16 protein-coding genes are annotated in these 20763 nt (G+C 62.9%); 8 read left to right on the forward strand and 8 right to left on the reverse strand.

The features are described 5' to 3' along the window. The first annotated feature begins 2 nt into the window (after window positions 1–2). The 3 genes from JYG36_RS20250 (at window position 3) to JYG36_RS20260 (ending at window position 3263) form a co-directional block, all read left to right on the forward strand. Window positions 3–815 carry an alpha/beta fold hydrolase gene (locus JYG36_RS20250; protein ID WP_093386004.1) on the forward strand — a complete coding sequence of 271 codons (813 nt, stop codon included), beginning with the start codon at window positions 3–5 and terminating at the stop codon, window positions 813–815. Then, window positions 809–1366, forward strand: coding sequence for a peptidylprolyl isomerase (locus JYG36_RS20255; RefSeq protein WP_213602092.1), 558 nt, complete (start codon window positions 809–811; stop codon window positions 1364–1366). Before JYG36_RS20250 ends, JYG36_RS20255 begins: the two co-directional genes overlap by 7 nt. A 64-nt stretch (window positions 1367–1430) precedes the next feature. Continuing rightward, a complete protein-coding gene (locus JYG36_RS20260; protein ID WP_213602094.1) occupies window positions 1431–3263 on the forward strand; it encodes an ABC transporter ATP-binding protein in 1833 nt (610 codons plus the stop codon). A 50-nt stretch (window positions 3264–3313) separates the two neighbouring features. Here JYG36_RS20260 and JYG36_RS20265 read toward each other — a convergent pair whose 3' ends face one another. The 6 genes from JYG36_RS20265 to hrpA all read right to left on the reverse strand — a co-directional run bounded on the left by JYG36_RS20265 (window position 3314) and on the right by hrpA (window position 12214). Next, window positions 3314–4438 carry a GNAT family N-acetyltransferase gene (locus tag JYG36_RS20265; protein ID WP_213602096.1) on the reverse strand — a complete coding sequence of 375 codons (1125 nt, stop codon included), beginning with the start codon at window positions 4436–4438 and terminating at the stop codon, window positions 3314–3316. A gap of 84 nt (window positions 4439–4522) precedes the next feature. After that, window positions 4523–5836 (reverse strand): OprO/OprP family phosphate-selective porin, encoded by a 1314-nt coding sequence (locus JYG36_RS20270; protein WP_045193409.1) that lies wholly within the window; start codon window positions 5834–5836, stop codon window positions 4523–4525. 198 nt (window positions 5837–6034) lie between these two features. Next, on the reverse strand, window positions 6035–6265 hold the full coding sequence (locus JYG36_RS20275) for an anti-sigma factor family protein (protein ID WP_093386024.1): 231 nt from the start codon (window positions 6263–6265) through the stop codon (window positions 6035–6037). Then, complete coding sequence (locus JYG36_RS20280; protein WP_045193411.1) at window positions 6259–6870, reverse strand: RNA polymerase sigma factor; 612 nt, start codon at window positions 6868–6870, stop codon at window positions 6259–6261. Before JYG36_RS20280 ends, JYG36_RS20275 begins: the two co-directional genes overlap by 7 nt. A 111-nt stretch (window positions 6871–6981) precedes the next feature. Continuing rightward, window positions 6982–8103: a beta-ketoacyl-ACP synthase III gene (locus JYG36_RS20285; RefSeq protein ID WP_213602098.1), complete on the reverse strand. Its 1122-nt coding sequence runs from the start codon at window positions 8101–8103 to the stop codon at window positions 6982–6984. Window positions 8104–8308: 205 nt separating this feature from the next. Beyond that, the gene (gene hrpA / locus JYG36_RS20290; protein ID WP_213602101.1) at window positions 8309–12214 is read right to left on the reverse strand and encodes an ATP-dependent RNA helicase HrpA; all 3906 of its coding nucleotides are present in this window, start codon (window positions 12212–12214) and stop codon (window positions 8309–8311) included. Window positions 12215–12400: 186 nt separating this feature from the next. Here hrpA and JYG36_RS20295 point away from each other — a divergent pair, with 186 nt between their 5' ends. From JYG36_RS20295 to JYG36_RS20305, 3 genes are all read left to right on the forward strand, one after another. Beyond that, window positions 12401–12565, forward strand: a complete 165-nt coding sequence (locus JYG36_RS20295) for a hypothetical protein (protein ID WP_213602103.1) — start codon at window positions 12401–12403, stop codon at window positions 12563–12565. A 96-nt stretch (window positions 12566–12661) separates the two neighbouring features. Beyond that, on the forward strand, window positions 12662–14026 hold the full coding sequence (locus JYG36_RS20300) for a glutamine synthetase family protein (protein ID WP_213602105.1): 1365 nt from the start codon (window positions 12662–12664) through the stop codon (window positions 14024–14026). 29 nt (window positions 14027–14055) lie between these two features. Then, window positions 14056–15363, forward strand: a complete 1308-nt coding sequence (locus tag JYG36_RS20305; RefSeq protein ID WP_213602107.1) for an NAD(P)/FAD-dependent oxidoreductase — start codon at window positions 14056–14058, stop codon at window positions 15361–15363. 84 nt (window positions 15364–15447) lie between these two features. Here the strand turns inward: JYG36_RS20305 and fadD1 are convergent, their stop codons facing one another. Together fadD1 and fadD2 are read right to left on the reverse strand one after the other, a co-directional pair. Beyond that, complete coding sequence (gene fadD1, locus JYG36_RS20310; RefSeq protein WP_093386044.1) at window positions 15448–17145, reverse strand: long-chain-fatty-acid--CoA ligase FadD1; 1698 nt, start codon at window positions 17143–17145, stop codon at window positions 15448–15450. 268 nt (window positions 17146–17413) lie between these two features. Beyond that, complete coding sequence (gene fadD2, locus JYG36_RS20315) at window positions 17414–19102, reverse strand: long-chain-fatty-acid--CoA ligase FadD2 (RefSeq protein WP_045193417.1); 1689 nt, start codon at window positions 19100–19102, stop codon at window positions 17414–17416. A gap of 209 nt (window positions 19103–19311) precedes the next feature. Here fadD2 and JYG36_RS20320 point away from each other — a divergent pair, with 209 nt between their 5' ends. Together JYG36_RS20320 and JYG36_RS20325 are read left to right on the forward strand one after the other, a co-directional pair. Further along, the gene (locus tag JYG36_RS20320; RefSeq protein ID WP_045193418.1) at window positions 19312–20256 is read left to right on the forward strand and encodes an alpha/beta hydrolase; all 945 of its coding nucleotides are present in this window, start codon (window positions 19312–19314) and stop codon (window positions 20254–20256) included. Window positions 20257–20290: 34 nt separating this feature from the next. Beyond that, window positions 20291–20761 carry a MaoC family dehydratase gene (locus JYG36_RS20325; protein ID WP_045187560.1) on the forward strand — a complete coding sequence of 157 codons (471 nt, stop codon included), beginning with the start codon at window positions 20291–20293 and terminating at the stop codon, window positions 20759–20761. The last annotated feature ends 2 nt before the right edge of the window (window positions 20762–20763 follow it).

Raw genomic sequence — 20763 nt, forward strand, 5'->3', positions numbered from 1 at the left:
CGATGGCCTACTTCGAACATGAAGGTTGCTCGCTACACTACGAGGAATACGGCCAGGGCGAGCCGCTGGTGCTGTTGCATGGCCTGGGCTCCAGTTGCCAGGACTGGGAAATGCAGGTGCCGGAGCTGGCTCGCCACTACCGCGTGATCCTCATGGACATCCGTGGCCATGGCCGCTCCGACAAGCCACGCGAGCGCTATAGCATCGCCAGCTTCAGCGCCGACCTGCTGGCCCTGCTCGAGCGGTTGCAGACCGGCCCCGTGCACCTGGTCGGGCTGTCCATGGGCGGCATGGTCGGCTTTCAGTTTGCCGTCGATCATCCCCAGTGGCTGCGCAGCCTGTGCATCGTCAACAGCGCCCCGGAGGTCAAGCGCCGCAGCCGCAGCGACTGGATCTGGTGGGCCAAGCGCTGGGCCCTGGCCCGGGTGCTGAGCCTTGAAACCATCGGCAAGGGCCTGGCCGAGCGGTTGTTCCCCAAGCCGCAGCAGGCCGATTTACGCCGCAAGATGGCCGAGCGCTGGGCAAAGAACGACAAACGCGCCTACCTGGCCAGTTTCGACGCCATAGTCGGCTGGGGCGTGGCGCAACGCCTGGGGCAGATTCGCTGTCCTACCCTGGTCATCAGCGCCGACCAGGATTACACCCCGGTACAACTTAAAGAGCGCTACGTTGCGCTGATTCCACAGGCACGGCTGGCGGTTATCGAAGATTCCCGGCACGCTACACCCCTGGATCAACCTCACGTCTTCAATCAGACGCTGCTGCAGTTCCTGGCGGCGTCCACCACCTCTCAAGGATCATTGAGCCCATGCTGAAAAAACTCCTGCTCGCCACCTGCTCGGTCGTTTTCGCCACCAGCCTGATGGCTTCCGACAAGACGCCCCACGTATTACTCGACACCAGCTTCGGCCAGGTCGAAGTGGAACTGAACGCGGAAAAGGCGCCGATCAGCACCAGGAATTTCCTGCAGTACGTGGACAGCGGCTTCTACAACAACACCATCTTCCACCGGGTGATCCCGGGCTTCATGGTCCAGGGTGGTGGTTTCACTGAGCAGATGGTGCAAAAGCCCACCAAGGACCCGATCCGCAACGAAGCCAGCAATGGCCTGCAGAACGTCCGTGGCACGCTGTCGATGGCGCGCACCTCCGACCCGAACTCGGCCACCAGCCAGTTCTTCATCAACGTCGCCGACAATGCCTTCCTCGACCCGGGCCGCGACCGCGGTTACGCGGTGTTCGGCAAGGTCGTCAAAGGCATGGAAGTGGTCGACCAGATCGTCAACTCGCCCACCACAGTGAAAAAAGGCATGCGCGATGTGCCGGTCGACCCGGTATTCATCAAGTCGGCCAAACGCATCGACTGACCTTGGGCTTCACAGGGACGTGAACCGGGCCCGCGGGTCGAACTGAACAGGAGTTACCGTTTTCATGCTGTTTCGCCGCTTCGAAAAGCTGATCGATATCTTCCGTGAGGCGCCCACCGCGGCGCCGCCGACCACGGTATGGCCGTTCTACGTGTACTACCTGCGCCAGGTCTGGCCGAGTTTTGCCGCCCTGCTGGTGGTCGGCCTGATCGGTGCGCTGATCGAAGTGGCGCTGTTCAGCTACCTGAGCCGGATCATCGACCTGGCCCAGGGCACGCCGAACGTCAACTTTTTCAGCGAGCACGGCGGCGAGCTGATGTGGATGCTGGTGGTGGCGCTGTTGCTGCGCCCGGTGTTCGTCGGCCTGCACGACCTGCTGGTGCACCAGACCATCAGCCCGGGCATGACCAGCATGATCCGCTGGCAAAACCACACCTACGTGCTCAAGCAGAGCCTGAACTTCTTCCAGAGCGATTTTGCCGGGCGCATCGCCCAGCGCATCATGCAGACCGGCAACTCGTTGCGCGACTCTGCGGTGCAGGCGGTGGATGCGCTATGGCACGTGCTGATCTACGCGATCAGCTCGCTGGTGCTGTTTGCCGAGGCCGACTGGCGGCTGATGTTGCCGCTGATCACCTGGATCGCCTGCTACATCGGCGCGCTCTACTACTTCGTGCCACGGGTCAAGGCCCGTGCGGTGATCTCCTCCGATGCCCGCTCCAAGCTCATGGGCCGCATCGTCGATGGCTACACCAACATCGCCACCCTGAAACTCTTCGCCCATACCGACTTCGAGCAGCAGTACGCCCGCGAAGCGATCAGCGAACAAACCGAAAAAACCCAGCTGGCCGCCCGCGTGGTCACCAGCATGGACGTGGTCATCACCAGCCTCAACGGCCTGCTGATCGTCAGCACCACGGGCCTGGCCCTGTGGCTGTGGACCCAGTCGCTGATCACCGTCGGCGCCATCGCCCTGGCCACCGGCCTGGTGATCCGCATCGTCAACATGTCGGGCTGGATCATGTGGGTGGTCAACGGCATCTTCGAGAACATCGGCATGGTCCAGGACGGCCTGCAGACCATCGCCCAGCCGGTCAGCGTCAACGACTCGCCTAGCGCGCCCAGGCTCAAGGTCGAACGCGGCGGGGTCAAGTTCGACAACGTCAGCTTTCACTATGGCAAGGGCAGCCGCATCATCGATGGCCTCAACCTGGACATCCGCCCCGGCGAGAAGATCGGCCTGATCGGCCCGTCCGGCGCCGGCAAGTCGACCCTGGTCAACCTGCTGCTGCGCCTTTACGACCTGGAAAGCGGGCGCATCCTCATCGATGGCCAGGACATCGCCCAGGTGACCCAGGCCAGCCTGCGCGCACAAATCGGCATGATCACCCAGGACACCTCACTGCTGCACCGCTCGATCCGCGAAAACCTGCTCTATGGCCGGCCCGATGCCACTGAAGATGAGCTATGGGAAGCGGTGCGCCGGGCACGGGCTGACGAGTTCATCCCGCAACTGTCAGACGCTCAGGGCCGGACCGGCTTCGATGCCCATGTCGGTGAGCGCGGGGTCAAGCTTTCCGGCGGCCAGCGCCAGCGCATCGCCATAGCCCGGGTGCTGCTCAAGAATGCGCCGATCCTGATCATGGACGAAGCCACCTCAGCGCTGGACTCGGAAGTCGAAGCGGCAATCCAGGAAAGCCTGGAAACCCTGATGCAAGGCAAGACCGTGATTGCCATTGCCCACCGACTGTCGACCATTGCCCGCATGGACCGCCTGGTGGTGCTGGAAAAAGGCCGGATTGCCGAGATGGGCAGCCACTCGGAGTTGCTGGCGCATCAGGGCCTGTATGCGCGGTTGTGGCATCACCAGACGGGGGGGTTTGTCGGGATCGACTGACAGTAACCTCATCGCGGGTCAAGTCGAGGCGTCGCACCGCGATGAGGCCCTCAACCTTGCCGATAAGGCAACGCCAAACGCGCTTCCTGGGCATAAGCCAACACCCCTGCCCGCTCCTGCTCAAGGAACTCCTCCACCGCCCGGCGCAAGCCCGGGTGCAGCAGATAGTGCCAGGAGCGGGTGATCACCGGCTCAAAGCCGCGAATCAACTTGTGCTCGCCCTGCGCACCGGCATCAAAGCGCTGCAAACCCTCGGCAATCGCCCAATCCATGCCCTGGTAAAAACAAGTCTCGAAGTGCAGCCGGTCGAACTCGTCCAGGCAGCCCCAATAACGGCCATACAGGCTGTCGTCACCGACCAGGCTGAAGGCCATGGCCACATCACGCCCACCCTGGCGCGCCATCACCACGCGTATTGACTCAGGCATGCGCTCGGCCAGCAGGCTGAAGAATTCCCGGGTCAGATACGGCGCACGGCGGCGTACGGCATAGGTATTGGCATAACAGGCGAAGACGAAATCCCACTGCGCCTCACTCAGCGCTTCGCCGCGAAACCAGCGAAACTCGATACCCTGCCCCGCCACCTGCTCGCGCTCCTTGCGCATTTGCTTGCGCTTGCGTGAACTCAAGGTATCGAGAAAATCCTGGAAGTCGCGGTAGCCCTGGTTGCGCCAGTGAAACTGGCATCCCAGGCGCTCCATCCAGCCGTCACGCTCGCGCATCAGCGCATCCGCCTGCGCATCGGTGAAGTTGATATGGGCGCCGGACATCCCCTGCTCGAACAGTTCATCGGTCAGTTGATCCACCAACTCGGCCGCCACCTGCGGGTCGCCCAGCAGCCGTGGGCCGGTCACCGGCGAGAACGGCACGGCACACAGCAGCTTGGGGTAGTAGGCAATACCCGCCCGCTCACAGGCATCGGCCCAGCCGTGGTCGAACACGTACTCGCCGAATGAATGGGTTTTCACGTAGGCCGGCAAGGCCGCTCGCAGTTGCCCGGCGCTGTCGGTCAGCAACTGGTGCGCGGGGCTCCAGCCGGTGTGGCGGCTGACACTGCCGCTGTCTTCCAGGCTGGACAGGAATGCATGGCGCAGGAACGGCTGGTCCCCCGGCACCAGAGCGTCCCAGGTGGCAGGCGTGAGTTCGGCTAGGTGTTGCAGGATGAGCTTGGGCATTGGCGCAGTCTGCCTCGTCGCGCAGACGAAAAAAAGCCCCGCGCAAGCGGGGCTGAAGATCTAACGGATGAGGAGCGGTGTTGCTTAGAACACGTACTGCGCGCGCATTACGAAACCGTCGCCGCTGTCGTCGCCGGCAGCGTTCTGGGCGTTGTCGACCTTGGCCTTGACGTACACGCCGCTGAGTTTGATCGACTCGTTGGCATACCAGTTCAAGCCGACGTTGTGGACCTTGCCTTCGACATCATCGATGTTGGCAAAGGCGCCGTTGTCGTCATCGACGCTCAGGTGGTCATAGCGGTAGAACACTTCCCAGGCACCGATCTGCTTGTTCGAAGGCTTGATGCTGTCGAACTTGCCGAGCTTGTAGCCACGGGCTTCACCGGTGATGGTGTAGGCCAGCTGGCCGTAGTAGCCGTCTGCCTTGATGTCGGAGAACGAGGCGCTGTCGGCCTGGACGTCACGCTTGACGTATTCGCCCTGTACCGAAAACGGGCCCATGGCCCATGCCGCTTCCAGGCCCCAGGCCTTGTCGGTGTCGTAGGCACCGGCCGGGGTGTTGTTGGCGCCGCCCAGGGTCAGGCGGTTGCCGTTGCTGCCGGCATCCTGGCCACCGTCGGTGCTGACGCCGCGCATGCCCAGACGGCTGCGGATACGACCATCGAAGGCGGTGTCGGAGAGGTCACGCTGGGCGTAGTTGATACCGAAGTGCAGGACATTGCCGGCTTCGTGCATCGGCGCGAAGACGCCGCGCAGGTTGAACTGCTTGGTGCTGTCGCCGTCCTTGTCCTGGTTGGTGGCGTCCTTGGCGAAGGCACCGACCGAGCCGTACAGCGAGTCACCGACGGTACCCGAAGCCTGGATACCCAGGCCGCCGTTGTGGGCGTTGGTCCAGTCGACCAGGTCATAGGCGGCAGTACGTTCCTGCGCGGTCACCCACTTGGAGCTGGTGGCTTTTTCCAGGCCGAACTCGGGGTCGAAACGACCAACCTTGATCGATACCGGGCTGAAGCCGTTGTAGGCCAGGGACGCTTCATCGAAGTAGCCGTCTTCGGAACGGTTGTCACCGCCGGAGTTGTGCGAGAAGTCGTAGGCGATCTGGTAGGCCCAGTCCTTGTACATCACGCCGCCCAGTTCCAGGTAGGCGCGGCGGAAGTAACCGGCGTCGGCGGTATTGCCGTTGTTGGTGTAGAAACCGTCGAAACGGCTGTAGTCAGCCTGGATCCGACCGCCCAGCTTGAAGCTGAATTCCTTGTCGGTGGTAGCGACCTCGAGGCCACCCTTGGTCTTGACTACGATATCGGCGCCGTCGGTGGTCACGGTACCCGCGAAAGCCTGGGCGGTAACGGCCATGGCCAAGGCGCTGGCTACGAAACCTGCGAAGTGCTTACGGATCATCGAAGAAGCTCCCCTACTTTATGGTCTTGATAATGTTGGAAAAACACGCGGCTCAGGCCACTTGTGCTGGGGAGGAATCTTGGCGGGGGTGTATGTCAGATCAGTGGCTTTTAGATAAATGTTTTGTGACAGGGGAACTTTTTTACTTCGAAATGAAATAAGCCGGAAAGCTCCGTTGCAGAGCCTCCCGAGCCGGATTCAGGAGTTTTTCAGCTCCCGCGCCAGACGCTCGGCCAGTGCCTCGCTGTCGCCCGCCGGTTGTTCCGGCAAAGCCCGTACCGTGGCCTGGGCCACGCGCATCTGCTTGAGAAAGCGCCGACAATGGCGACAGAACAACAGGTGCTGACGGACCATCAGGCGCTCGCCCAGGGTCAGTTGTCCATCCAGGTAGTCGCTGGAGCGGGCGACGAGTTCCTTGCAGCTCAGCATTGACCGGTTTCCTCGAAATGTTCCAGGGTGGCGAAGACCTTCAGGCGCGCGCGGTGCAGCAATACGCGGACATTGGAGAGGGAAATCTCGAGAAGATTACAGATCTGCTCGAGCTCCAGGCCCTGGCGCTCGCGTAGCACCAGCACACTGCATTGCAGTTCCGACAGGCTGAGCAAGGTGTGCTCGAGGCATTCACGCATCTGCTCGCGGCTGAGCAGGGCTTCAGGGGTGTCCTCATGCCAGGCCGAAGGCCCTTGCAGCCAGTGGCCGTCGGTAGCAAAGCGCTCATCGCCAATGGTGCCATGCGGGCCTGGCAGGTCATCGAGAAGCACTTCGCGGCGATTTTGCTTGTAGCGGGTCTTGGCCGCGTTGGCGGTAATGGTCAGCAGCCAGGTTTTCAGGCTCGAGCGCTGCTCGAACCCCTTGAGGTTGCGCACCACCGCCAGCCAGGCGTCCTGTACCGCTTCGTCGGCATGCCGGCTGCCGACAATCGCATAGGCCACTGCGCGCATGGCGCCCTGATAGCTGTCGACCAGTTCCTTGAACGCCTGTTGCTCACCCTTGAGCAGCCGCTCCAGCAAGCGGGTTTGTTGTTCAGCAGTCATCGCCATCCATCCATCGTTCTGCGGGTAGAGTCCGATTAGGCGGATTTGTTACAGCCAACGCTATCAGTGAAGTGTCGCAACAACGTGGGACACTTCACCGGTAGTTGCAACTCAACGCTTGCGCAGGATCACGCTACCGATCGAATAGCCGGCCCCGAACGAGCTGAGCACGCCCAGGGCGCCCTGTGGCAGGTCGTCCTGATGCTTGTGCAGGGCGATTACCGAGCCTGCCGAGCTGGTGTTGGCGTAGCTGTCGAGGATTACCGGTGCCTCTTCTTCGAGGGCGTCACGACCAAGCAGTTTCTTCACGATCAGGTGGTTCATGCTCAGGTTGGCCTGGTGCAGCCAGAAGCGCTTGACGTCGCTGACATTGAGGTTGTTCTCGGTCAGGTGCTGGCCGATCAGCTCGGCGACCATCGGGCAGACCTCGCGGAACACCTTGCGGCCTTCCTGGACGAACAGCTTGTCGGGGGCGCCAATGCCCTCTTCGGCCGCACGGTTGAGGAAGCCGAAGTTGTTGCGGATGTTGTTCGAGAACTGGGTCCGCAGTTTGGTGCTGACGATGTCGAACTGGTGCCTGGAGGTGGCCAGGTCGGCGCGCTCCACCAACACGGCAGTGGCGGCATCACCAAAGATGAAATGGCTGTCGCGGTCACGGAAGTTCAGGTGGCCGGTGCAGATTTCCGGGCTGATCACCAGCACTGCGCGGGCCTGGCCCAACTGTACGCTGTTGCAGGCAGTCTGAATGCCGAAGGTGGCCGACGAGCAGGCTACGTTCATGTCGAAACCAAAGCCGTTGATGCCCAGCGCCTGCTGCACTTCGATGGCAATCGCCGGGTACGGGCGCTGCAGGTTGGAACAGGCAACGATCACCGCATCGACGTCGGCGGCAGTACGCCCGGCGCGTTGCAGGGCCTGCTCGGCGGCGGCCACGGCCATCTGGCAGAGGATCGACGGCTCGTCGTTGGAGCGCTCGGGCAGGCGCGGCTTCATGCGCTGCGGATCGAGAATGCCGTCCTTGTCCATGACGAAGCGGCTCTTGATGCCCGAGGCTTTTTCGATGAAGGCGGCGCTGGACTCGGCCAGGGCCTGGACTTCACCGCGCTCGATGGCGGCGGCGTTGTCACGGTTGAACTGCTGCACGTAGGTATTGAAGGACTCCACCAGCTCTTCGTTGGAAATGCTGTTGGCCGGGGTGTACAGGCCGGTGCCGCTGATGACGACGTTATGCACGGTCGTTCCTCTGTTCGGGGCCATTGCCAGCCCGGCAACGGCCTGTTCGGTCGGTTTGAGTTGGCACCAAAGTACCAACTTTGACTGGCAATGCCCCCAGCTTGCGGGCCACTGCGCAGTGCTGCATGCGTGAGCCGCGCAGGCCCGGCAGGTTATTCCGGGATGCGCGGCGTATATCGGTCAAGTGTGCCACAACTGCAGGGGTTTAGGCTTCCACCTGACTCCACTGCTTGCTCAGTCGTTTGTCGGAAACCGGGACCTTGGTGCCCAACTGCTGGGCGAACAACGACACCCGGTATTCCTCCAGCCACCAGCGGTACAGCTGCAGCTGCTCGTCGCGCTTGCCTTCCTGCAGGTGCTTGTCCAGGCGGGTCTGGTACTGGCTCCAGAGGTTGCCCAGCTCGCCGCTCCAGACCCGGTCCTTCTGCACCTGGGCGCCAAGCTTCTCAAGACGCAACTCGATCGCCTTGAGGTAGCGCGGCAGCTCCTTGAGCCACAGCCCCGGGGTTTCGCGGACAAAGCCGGGGTAGACCAGGTTGCCCAGTTGCTGCTTGATGTCGTTGAGGGCCACGGCCTGGGCCAGGTCGATCTTGCCCTTGAAGCGCTTTTGCAGGCCATGCCAGAGCTTGAGGACTTCCAGGGTCAGGCGAGCCAGACGCTCGGCGTGCTCGGCCCAGCTGCCGCGCTTGCGCTCGGCCAGCGAGGCCAGGCCGGCGCCATCGCGTGGCAGGGTGGCCTCGCCTTCAAGGATGCAACTGTCGAGGCTGGCCAGCAGAATGTCCTCGACCAGCGCCTCGACCCGACCCAGCTCGCGGTACAGCAAGCCCAGCTCGGTCAGCCCCGGCAGCTTGCCGCGCAAAAACTTGGCCGGCTCCGCCAGTTGTTGCAGCAGCAGGCGCTGCAAGGCTCGGCGGTGCTGGAACTCGGCTTCAGCCTGGGTCGAGAAGCGCCCTTCCTTGACCGTGCCGTTTTCTTCCACCAGCGCCGGATAGACCGTCATCGACAGCCCGGCAAACTTTTGTTGCGCAGTCTCGGCCACCTGGGTGAAGGCCTTGGCCTGCACCGGCTGCTGGCTTTGCGCGGTTTGCGGGACCGCCAGCGCGGCCTGGCTGGCCGCGGCAAAGCGCGCGGTCAGCTCGGCCAGGTCACGGCCTTCACCGAGGAACTTGCCCTGGCCATCGACCACTTCCAGGTTCATCTTCAGGTGGCTGTCGACCTGGGCCGCAGCTTCGGCCCAGGCTTCGTCGCTGACCCGCGCACCGGTCATGCGCAGCAACTCGCGGCCAAGCGCCTGGGGCAACGAACCTTCAGCGAAGCTCATGCGCTGCAGGGCGGCCTTGACGAAGTCCGGCACCGGCACGAAATTCTTGCGCAAGGCCTTGGGCAGGTTGCGCACCAGGGCGATGCATTTGGCTTCCAGCAGGCCCGGCACCAGCCACTCCAGGCGTTCGCCCGGCAGGCTCGGCAACAGCGGCGCCGGCACCCGCACGGTAACGCCGTCGCGCGGATGGTTTGGCTCGAAGTGGTAACTCAGGGCCAGGCTCAGGTCGCCCAGGCGCAGGGTGTCCGGGTACTGCGCGGCGGTGACTTCACTGGCCTCGCGGGCCAGCACGTCTTCCTCGCGCATGATCAGCAACTGCGGGTCTTTCTGGCTGTTGACCCGGTACCAGCTGTCGAAGGTTGCGGTCTGGTGGATCTCGGCCGGCAGCCGCGCCTCATAGAAGCCGTACAGGGTTTCTTCATCGGCGAGGATGTCGCGCCGGCGGGCCTTGGCTTCCAGCTCGTCGAGTTGCTCAAGCAAGCGCCGGTTGGCGGTCAGGCACCTGGCCTTGGACTGGATCTCGCCGCCGACCAGGGCCTCGCGGATAAACAGCTCGCGCGACATTACCGGGTCGACCGGGCCGTAATGCACCGGCCGCCGGCCAACCACGATCAGGCCATAGAGGGTGACCTGCTCGAAGGCCACCACCTGGCCGCGCTTCTTCTCCCAGTGCGGTTCGAAGTGGTTTTTCTTGATCAGGTGCCCGGCCAGCGGCTCGATCCAGTCCGAATCGATCTTGGCCACCATGCGCGCATAGAGCTTGGTGGTTTCCACCAGCTCGGCGGTCATCAACCATTGCGGACGCTTCTTGCCCAGGCCGGACGAGGGGTGCACCCAGAAGCGCCGTTGGCGGGCGCCGAGGTAGTCACCGTCTTCGCTCTTCTGGCCGATCTGGCTGAGCAGACCGCAGAGGATCGCCTTGTGCAGGCGCGGGTAGTCGGCGGGCTCTTTATTGATGCTCAACTGCAGGTCGCGGCAGATCAGGCTGAGCTGACGGTGAGCATCGCGCCATTCGCGCAGGCGCAGGTAGTTGAGGAAATTCTTCCGGCACCAGTTGCGCAGCGGGCTGGCGGTCAGGGCCTGGCGTTGCTCTTCAAAGCCACGCCACAGGTTGACCAGCGCGGCGAAGTCGGAGTCGGCGTCTTTCCATTGTGCATGGGCCTGGTCCGCCGCTTGCTGGCGCTCCGGCGGCCGCTCGCGCGGGTCTTGCACCGACAGCGCACTGGCGACGATCAACAGCTCATTGAGGCTGCCCTGCTTGGCGCCTTCGAGCAGCATGCGGCCCAGCCGCGGGTCCACCGGCAGGCGCGCCAACTGGCGGCCCAGGGGCGTGAGCTGGCTCTCGCGGTTGACCGCCGAGAGCTCCTGCAACAGGTTGAAGCCGTCGCTGATGGCCTTGCCGTCCGGCGGCTCGATGAACGGGAAGGCGTCAATATCGCCCAGGCGCAGGTGCAGCATCTGCAGGATGACTGCCGCCAGGTTGGTACGCAGGATCTCAGGGTCGGTAAAGGCCGGCCGCGCATTGAAGTCTTCTTCGCTGTACAGGCGCACGCAGATGCCCGGCTCGACCCGCCCGCAGCGGCCCTTGCGCTGGTTGGCGCTGGCCTGGGACACCGCTTCGATCGGCAGGCGCTGAACTTTGGCCCGGTAGCTGTAGCGGCTGATGCGCGCGGTGCCGCTATCGATCACATAGCGGATGCCCGGCACCGTCAGCGAGGTTTCGGCAACGTTGGTGGCCAGCACCACACGCCGCCCCGGATGGGACTGGAAAATCTTCTGCTGCTCGGCCGGCGACAGGCGTGCGTACAGCGGCAGGATTTCGGTGTGGCGCAACTGCGCCTTGCGCAGCATCTCGGCAGCGTCGCGAATCTCGCGCTCGCCGGGCAGAAACACCAGCACATCGCCCGGGCCCTTGCCCTGGCTGCGCTCAAAGGCGGCAATCTCGTCGAGGGTGGCGAGGATCGCCTGGTCGACGGTGAGGTCGTCCTCGACGCGGTTGCCCTCCTCGTCCTGCTCGCGGGTTACCGGCCGGTACCAGGTTTCCACCGGGTAGGTGCGGCCCGACACCTCGATGATCGGCGCATCGTTGAAGTGCTTGGAGAAGCGCTCAAGGTCGATGGTCGCCGAGGTGATGATGACCTTGAGATCGGGGCGACGCGGCAGCAGGGTCTTGAGGTAACCGAGCAGAAAATCGATGTTAAGGCTGCGCTCGTGGGCTTCGTCGACAATGATGGTGTCGTAGCGCTCGAGAAAGCGGTCGTGCTGGGTTTCGGCCAGCAGGATACCGTCGGTCATCAGCTTGACCAGGGTATTGGCGTCGCTCTGGTCTTCGAAGCGCACCTGGTAGCCGACCAGCGCCCCCAGCGGCGTACCGAGTTCTTCGGCGACCCGGGTGGCAACGCTGCGCGCGGCAATCCGCCGGGGCTGGGTATGGGCGATCAGGCCGTGCTGGCCGCGGCCCAGTTCCAGGCAGATCTTCGGCAGCTGGGTGGTTTTGCCCGAGCCGGTTTCGCCGGCGATGATCAGCACCTGATGCTCGGCCAGAACCTTCTTGATCTCGTCACGCTTGGCTGCAATCGGCAGGCTGTCGTCGTAACGGATGCTCGGCACACTGGCCTTGCGCGCGGTGACCTGGGCGCAGGAGGCCTGGACCTTGTCGACCCATTGCGCAAGCCTGGCCTCATCCGGGCGCTTGCGCAGCTCGTGCAACTGCCGGCGCAGACGGTGGCGCTCGGCAATCATGGCGTGGTCGAGGTTTTTCAGCAGTTGATCAATCGCGTGGTCAGTCATGGGGGCTTTTTAGTCGTGCAGGTGAGCCTGCTTTTGCATGATCGGCTTTTCAAGGGCTGCGATTGTCGCAGATTTGCCGACGCTCGGCACGGTTGCGGGCGGGCGGACGATTGTTTAGCCGCGGCTTATCTGAAGTTACCCAAAGCCTGATTTAATGAACCTTCCCCGGCATGGGAGTATCCAGGCATGACTTCGTCTACCGGTTTGCCCCGCCTGCTGCTGCGCCCTTCGTTCCCGAAGGTGCGGGCGCGCTGCGGGGAAAATCCGCTGGTACACATCATTCTCGCCTTCTGGGCTTTGTGGCACTGCCGCCATGCCCGCCCACCGGACGCCCGCCTCGCTCTGCACTGAACCGTGCGGCCAGCTTCTGGCCGACCTTCCTTGTCGAAGACTGCCGCCTGACCGGCTAGACAGTCCTGTGCGCCTGAGGGCGCGAGCGAGCACACCATGCACTTTGCCCCTATCGAGCAGGCCCGAACGTTCCTGGCCGCCAACCCCGATATCGAGATGATCGAGCTGTTCATCCTCGACGCCAACGGCGTACCACGCGGCAAGCTGCTGCACCGCGAAGAGCTGCTGGCGGTGTACGAAAGCGGGCGGCCATTGCCCAGCACCATCCTCGGTTTGACCCTCAACGGCGACGATGTGGAAAACTCAGGCCTGGTCTGGGATGTCGGCGATATCGATTGCCGCGCCTACCCGCTGGAGAACAGCCTGGTGCGTCTGCCGTGGCGGCAGATCCCCACCGCTGCAGTACAAGTCAGCATGCACCCCAGCGAAGGCCTGCCGGCGACTGTCGCCGACCCGCGCCACCTGCTGGTCAAGGTCATCGATGCGCTCAAGGCCGACGGTTACTACCCGGTGATGGCCTGCGAGCTGGAGTTCTATCTGCTCGACCAGCAACGTGACAGCCACGGCCGCCCGCAACCGGCCCTGGACCGCGACGGCGGGCGCCCGCGTGGCACTCAGGTCTACGGCCTGCGTGAGCTGGAGCAGATCGAGCCGTTTCTCGCCGACCTCTACGCGGCCTGCAAGGCCCAGGGCATTCCAGCGCGCACAGCAATTTCCGAATACGCCCCGGGCCAGGTGGAAATCACCCTCGAGCATGGCGATGCGCTGCTGGCCATGGACCAGGCGGTGCGCTACAAGCGCCTGGTCAAGGGCGTGGCGCACAAGCACGGGATGCAGGCCTGCTTCATGGCCAAGCCGTTCGATCACCTGGCCGGCACTGGCATGCACATGCACGTGAGCCTGGCCGATGCCCAGGGCAATAACCTGTACGCCAGCGAAGACAAGGCCGGTACACCGCTGCTGCGCCAATCGGTGGCCGGCATGCTCACGCTGCTGCTCGATTCGCTGCTGCTGTTCTGCCCCAACGCCAACTCCTACCGCCGCTTCCAGGCCAACAGTTATGCGCCGCTGGCGCCGACCTGGGGCGTCGACAACCGTACCGTCAGCCTGCGCGTGCCCGGCGGCCCGGCCAACAGCCGGCACATCGAGCACCGCATCTGCGGCGCCGATGCCAACCCTTACCTGGCCGCAGCAGCGATTCTCGCCAGCCTGCATCACGGCATCCGCCAGCAACTCGACCCGGGCGCGCCGGTCGAGGGCAATGGCTACGCCCAGGCCAGCGAACTGCTGCCCACCGACTGGCTGACCTCGCTGACTGCGCTTGAGCGCTCGAACTGGGCTCGCGAAGCCCTGGGCGCCGAGTTCCTCGGCGTGTACCTGGCGGTCAAGCGCGCCGAGTACCGCCAGTTCATGGCCGAAGTCGGCGAACAGGACTGGCGCTGGTACCTGAGCCAGGCCTGACCCTTTATTTTTGCACCAAGGATTTTGTTATGAATGCAGCCGTAAACGCCGGCCCTGCCCAACGCAGCGCCTCGTACTACACCGACAGCCTCAACGACACCACCCAGTACCCGACCCTCAAGGGCACGGTGAAAGTCGACGTGGCAATCATTGGCGGCGGCTTTACCGGTGTCGCCAGCGCCGTGGAACTGGCCGAGCGCGGCCTGAAAGTCGCCATCGTTGAAACCAACCGCATCGGCTGGGGCGCCAGCGGGCGCAACGGCGGCCAGGTCACCGGCAGCCTCTCGGGCGATGAAGCGATGCGCAAACAGATGCGCGACAAGCTCGGCGATGACGTCGATGATTTTATCTGGCACCTGCGCTGGCGCGGCCACCAGATCATCGAGCAAAGGGTCGAGCGCTACGGCATCGACTGCGACCTCAAGCACGGCCACCTGCACGCGGCGATGAAAGACTCGCACATGGGCGAGCTGCGCGCCTTCGCTGCCGAGGCCGAGCGCCGCGGCATGGGCGACCAGGTCGAGCTGCTGGGCCAGAACGCCATGCGCGAACACCTGCAAAGCCCGCTGTACCTGGGGGCCTTGAAGAACCGGCGCAACCTGCACCTGCACCCGCTCAACCTGTGCCTGGGCGAAGCCCGCGCCGCGCACAGCCTGGGCGCACTGATCTTCGAGAACTCCGAAGTGCTGGACATCATCCATGGCGAGCAGCCGGCGGTGGTGACGGCCCACGGCCGGGTCGAGGCCAAGCAGATTCTGTTGGCCGGCGACGTCTATCACAAACTGGAAAAGCGCCAGCTCAAGGGCAAGATCTTCCCGGCCATGGGCGGCATCGTCACCACCGCGCCGCTCGGTGAGCTGGCCGCGCAGATCAACCCGCAGGATCTTGCGGTGTACGACTGCCGCTTCGTCCTCGACTACTACCGGCTGACCGCCGATGGTCGCCTGCTGTTCGGTGGTGGCGCCAACTATTCCGGGCGCGATTCACGGGATATCGCCGGCGAACTGCGGCCGTGCATCGAGCGCACCTTTCCGGCGCTCAAGGGCGTGCCGATCGAGTTCCAGTGGAGTTGCGCGATGGGCATCGTGGTCAACCGCATTCCGCAGCTGGGCAAGCTCTCGGACAACGTCTGGTACTGCCAGGGCTATTCCGGGCACGGCATCGCCACCAGCCATATCATGGGCGAGATAATGGCCGAAGCACTGACCGGGACGCTGGAGAAATTCGATACCTTTGCCGGCTGCAAACACATCAAGGTGCCGATGGGCGATGTGCTGGGCAATCCGTTACTGGCGGCGGGGATGTGGTATTACCAGATGCTTGAAAAACTGCGCTGAAAGCATCGCTGGCAAGCCAGCTCCCACAGGATCGATGGTGGGAGCTGGCTTGCCAGCGATCGAGCGCGAAGCGCTCGCCTTGACTCAGGCGATCTTCTTCAGGCCCAGCTTCTTCAGTTCTTCATCACGCAGTTCACGGCGCAGGATCTTGCCGACGTTGGTGGTCGGCAGCGCATCGCGGAACTCGATGAAACGCGGCACCTTGTAGCCGGTGACGTTTGCACGCATGTGCTCCATCACCTGCTCCTTGGTCACGGTCATGCCCGGCTTGACCACGATGAAGATCTTGATCACTTCACCGGATTTTTCATCCGGCACACCGATGGCCGCGCACTGCAGCACGCCTGGCAACGCCGCCAGCACGTCCTCAAGCTCATTCGGATAGACGTTGAAACCGGAGACCAGGATCATGTCTTTCTTGCGATCGACAATGCGCATGTAGCCGTCGGTCTGGATCAGGGCGATGTCACCGGTCTTCAGCCAGCCGTCACTGTCGAGGATCTCGTTGGTGGCGTCTTCGCGCTGCCAGTAGCCCTTCATTACCTGCGGCCCTTTCACGCACAGCTCGCCGACTTCGCCCAGGGCCAGTTCAACACCGGCGTCGTCGATGATCTTGCACAGGGTCGAGGGCACCGGAATGCCGATGGTGCCGATCTGGTTCTGCTCGGCCGGGTTGACCGCCGCCACCGGGCTGGTCTCGGTCATGCCGTAACCTTCGCAGATGGCGCAGCCGGTGATTGCCTTCCAGCGCTCGGCGACGCTCATCTGCAGGGCCATGCCGCCCGACAGGGTGATCTTCAGGCCAGAGAAGTCCAGCTTGCGGAAATTCTCGTTGTTGCACAGGGCCACGAACAAGGTATTGAGGCCGACAAAGCCGCTGAACTTCCACTTGCCCAGTTCCTTGACCATCGCCGGCAAGTCGCGCGGGTTGCTGATCAGGATGTTGTGGCTGCCGATCAGCATCATTGCCATGCAATGAAAGGTGAAGGCATAGATGTGATACAGCGGCAACGGCGTGATCAGGATCTCGCAACCTTCATTGAGGTCCGAGCCCATCAGCGCCCGGCATTGCAGCATGTTGGCCACCAGGTTGCGGTGGGTCAGCATCGCGCCCTTGGCCACCCCGGTAGTGCCACCGGTGTACTGCAATACGGCGACGTCATGGCGGTCTGGATTGGCTTCCTGAAAGGTCTGGCCACGGCCCTTGCTCAAGGCGTCGTTGAACTTGACCGCCTTGGGCAGGTTGTACGCCGGGACCATTTTCTTCACGTACTTGATCACGCTGTTGATCAACAGGCGTTTAACCGGTGGCAAGAGGTCGGCCACTTCGGTGACAATAACGTGTTTGACCTGGGTCTTGGGCACTACCTTTTCGGCCAGGTGCGCCATGTTTGCCAGGCAGACCAGCGCCTTGGCGCCGGAATCATTGAATTGGTGTTCCAATTCCCGCGCGGTATACAACGGGTTGGTGTTGACCACGATCAGGCCCGCACGCAGGGCACCGAACACGGCAACGGGGTATTGCAGAACGTTGGGCAGCTGCACGGCAATACGATCACCCGGCTGCAGGTCGGTATGCTGTTGCAGGTAAGCGGCAAACGCCCCCGACAACTCATACAACTCGCCGTATGTAATGGTTTTGCCCAGGTTGCTAAAGGCCGGTTTATCGGCAAAGCGCTGGCAAGACTGCTTCAATACCGCCTGAATATTCGGATACTCATCAGGATTGATTTGCGAGGCAATCCCGGCTGGGTACTTATCCTTCCAAAAGTTTTCGATCATGGAAGCCCACTCCTCCAGCAACAGCGAATTCTTCACCGCAGTCGATGCGATTATTATTGATATAAGATTACGGTTTATTGCAAACCTGATAATCAGAAGCGGGCCGAGAGTAGCAGCTTTGCCAAGGGCCGCCTAGAGCTAAAGTAGCCCAGACAGTCACGGAAATGACTCTTGATAATCACGTAGTCATTTTTAGAGTAAAGATTCTAAAGCTTCAAGCCACAAGCTACAAGCTACAAGCTGGCCGGGCTTGCAGCTTCCAGTTCCCTCAGGCTATATCCCGAAGCTCCCTGCGCAGAATCTTGCCCACTGCCGTCATCGGCAGCGACTCGCGCAAGACAATATGCTTGGGCACCTTGTAGCCGGTGAAGTTGGCCTTGCAGTAAGCCTTCAGCTCTTCAAGGCTTACCCCGCCCTCGCGCGGCACCACGAACAGCTTCACCGCCTCGCCCGAACGCTCGTCGGGGATGCCGATCACCGCGCAACTGGCCACTTGCGGATGGCTCATCACCACTTCCTCGATCTCGTTGGGGTACACGTTGAAGCCCGAGACGATGATCATGTCCTTCTTGCGGTCGACGATGCGGGTAAAGCCGTCCGGATCGATCACGGCAATGTCGCCGGTCTTGAACCAGCCTTCGCTGTCCAGCGCCTCGGCCGTCGCCTCGGGGTGCTGCCAGTAGCCCTTCATCACTTGCGGGCCCTTGATGCACAACTCGCCGCGCTCGCCGAAGGGCTGCTCGACACCCGCATCGTCAATCACCTTGAACGCCGTGCCCGGCACCGGAATGCCCACGGTGCCCAGGCGTGCCAGCTGGCCGTAAGGGTTGGTGCTGGCTACCGGCGAGGTCTCGGTCAGGCCGTAGCCTTCGACAATGCGGCAACCGGTGATGCTCTCCCAGCGCTCGGCGGTGGCGCTGACCAATGCGGTACCGCCGGAGTTGGTGACCTTCAGCGCCGAGAAGTCGAGGTTCTTGAACTCTGGGTGGTTCATCAGCGCGACGAACAGGGTGTTGAGCCCGAGCAGCCCGGAGAACTTCCACTTCTTCAGCTCTTTGACAAAGCCGGCGATGTCGCGCGGGTTGGTGATCAGCACGTTGTGGTTGCCGGTAACCATCATGCACATGCAGTTCGCGGTAAAGGCATAGATATGGTAGAGCGGCAGCGGCGCGATCATCACCTCCTGCCCGTCCTTGATCAGGCGCTGGCCATCGGCACCGTGCTGGGAGAAACACGCCAGCACCTGGAGCATGTTCGCCACCAGGTTGCCGTGGGTCAGCATCGCGCCCTTGGCCAGGCCCGTGGTGCCGCCGGTGTATTGCAGCACGGCGATGTCATCGAGGCCCAGCGCAACCGGCTTGAGCGCCTGGCCGCGGCCCTGGGCCAGGGCGCTCTTGAATGGCACCGCCTGCGGCAGGCGGTAGTCCGGGACCATCTTCTTGACCTTGCTGACGATGGTGTTGACCAGCCAGCCCTTGGCCGTCGGCAGCATGTCGCCCATCTTCGCCTCGATGAGGAACTCGATGCCGGTGTCGGGCAGCACCTCCTGCACCAGCTTGCCGAACATGTTCAGGTACACCAGCGCCCGGGCGCCGGAGTCCTTGAACTGGTGGCGCATTTCGCGGGCGGTGTACAGCGGGTTGGTGTTGACCACAATCAGGCCGGCGCGCAAGGCGCCGAACACCGCGATGGGGTACTGCAGCACGTTGGGCATCTGTACCGCGATGCGGTCGCCCGGCACCAGGTCGGTGTGCTGCTGCAGGTAAGCGGCAAAGGCCGCAGAATAGCGTTCGAGTTCGGCGTAGCTCAGGGTGACCCCGAGGTTGCTGAACGCCGGGCGGTCAGCAAACTTCTTGCAGGAGCGTTCGAATACTTCGACCACTGACTTGTAAGCATTTATGTCAATTTGCGAAGGAACCCCTGCCGGGCGCTTGTCATTCCAGAAATCAGCTTGCATCTATTATTGTCCTCATACCTGAGCCGATCCGGCCCCCTTGCCTGCTTGGCGAAGAAGGTGCTCTGCCGACGTTAGCAGGTATGTCGCAGGTGGCAAATACGCCAAGCGCTGTCATTAACATTGTGAATCTTATTGCTGATGACCCTGCGATCCTGTCCCTGGGTTATACACTGTGCTGACTTACCGAGTTGCGCGCACAAGGACCCGCCATGCACCACGACGCGTTCTGGCTCCCGGCCAGCGATCACTGCAGCCTCTACGTTTATCAATGGCTGCCGGCCTCGCCGATCAAGGCGGTGGTGCTCCTGGCCCACGGCATGGCCGAGCACGCCGGGCGCTACCAACGCCTGGGCGAGGCCCTGAGCAATGCCGGCTATGCCCTGCTCGCCCACGACCAGCGCGGCCATGGACGCACCGCCGAACTTGGCACTTTAGGCCTGTTCGCCCGACACAATGGCTGGAACAGCGTGGTCAACGACCTGGCCCTGCTCAGCCAGCACATCGGCCAGCAGTTTCCGGGCACCCCGGTGTTCCTGTTTGGCCACAGCATGGGCAGCTACATTGCCCAGGCCTACCTGATGCACCACGGCGCCAGCCTGCAGGGCGCGATTCTCAGCGGCTCGAACTTCCAACCGCCCGCGCTGTACCGCACCGCCTGCCTGATCGCCCGCTTCGAAGCCTGGCGCCAGGGCCCGCTGGGCCATAGCGCGCTCATCGAGTGGCTGTCGTTCGGCTCGTTCAACAAGGCCTTCAAGCCCAACCGCACGGCGTTCGACTGGCTCAGCCGCGACAACGACGAAGTCGACAAGTATGCTGCCGATCCGTTGTGCGGCTTTCGCTGCAGCAACCGTTTGTGGATCGACTTGCTGATGGGCCTTGAGCAAATCAGCCAGCCACGCAACCTGACGCAGATCGATCCGAACCTGCCGATCCTGGTGATGGGCGGCGAATGTGATCCGGTCAGTGCCGGCAAGCGTCTCAAGGATCTGGCCGGTGCCTTGCGCCTGGCCGGCAATCAGCATGTGCAGTTGCAGCTCTACCCCCAGGCGCGGCATGAGCTGCTCAACGAAACCAACCGTGACGAGGTCACGGCCGCCATCATCGACTGGCTGGAGCAGGCCCTGGCCATTGGCCGCCCCGCCCGCAGCGAATGATCGGCCGACCCGCACGTCAGAAGGAAAGCCAAGCATGACCCAGGTCACCAACACCCCGTACGAAGCCCTTGAAGTCGGCCAGACCGCCAGCTTCAGCAAAACCGTCGAAGAACGTGACATCCAGCTGTTCGCGGCGATGTCCGGTGACCACAACCCGGTGCACCTGGATGCCGAGTTCGCCGCCAAGAGCATGTTCAAGGAGCGCATCGCCCACGGCATGTTCAGCGGTGCGCTGATCAGCGCCGCAGTGGCCTGCGAGCTGCCTGGCCCGGGCACCATCTACCTGGGCCAGACCATGAGCTTCCAGAAGCCGGTCAAGTTCGGCGACACCCTGACCGTGCGCCTGGAAATCCTCGAGAAACTGCCGAAGTTCAAGGTGCGCATCGCCACCCGTGTGTTCAACCAGAACGACGAACTGGTGGTCGATGGCGAGGCCGAGATCCTCGCCCCGCGCAAACAGCAGACCGTCGAGCTGGTCAGCCCGCCGCCTATCACCATCGGCTGATG

The organism is Pseudomonas sp. SORT22 (assembly GCF_018417635.1).
Taxonomy (GTDB): Bacteria; Pseudomonadota; Gammaproteobacteria; order Pseudomonadales; family Pseudomonadaceae; genus Aquipseudomonas.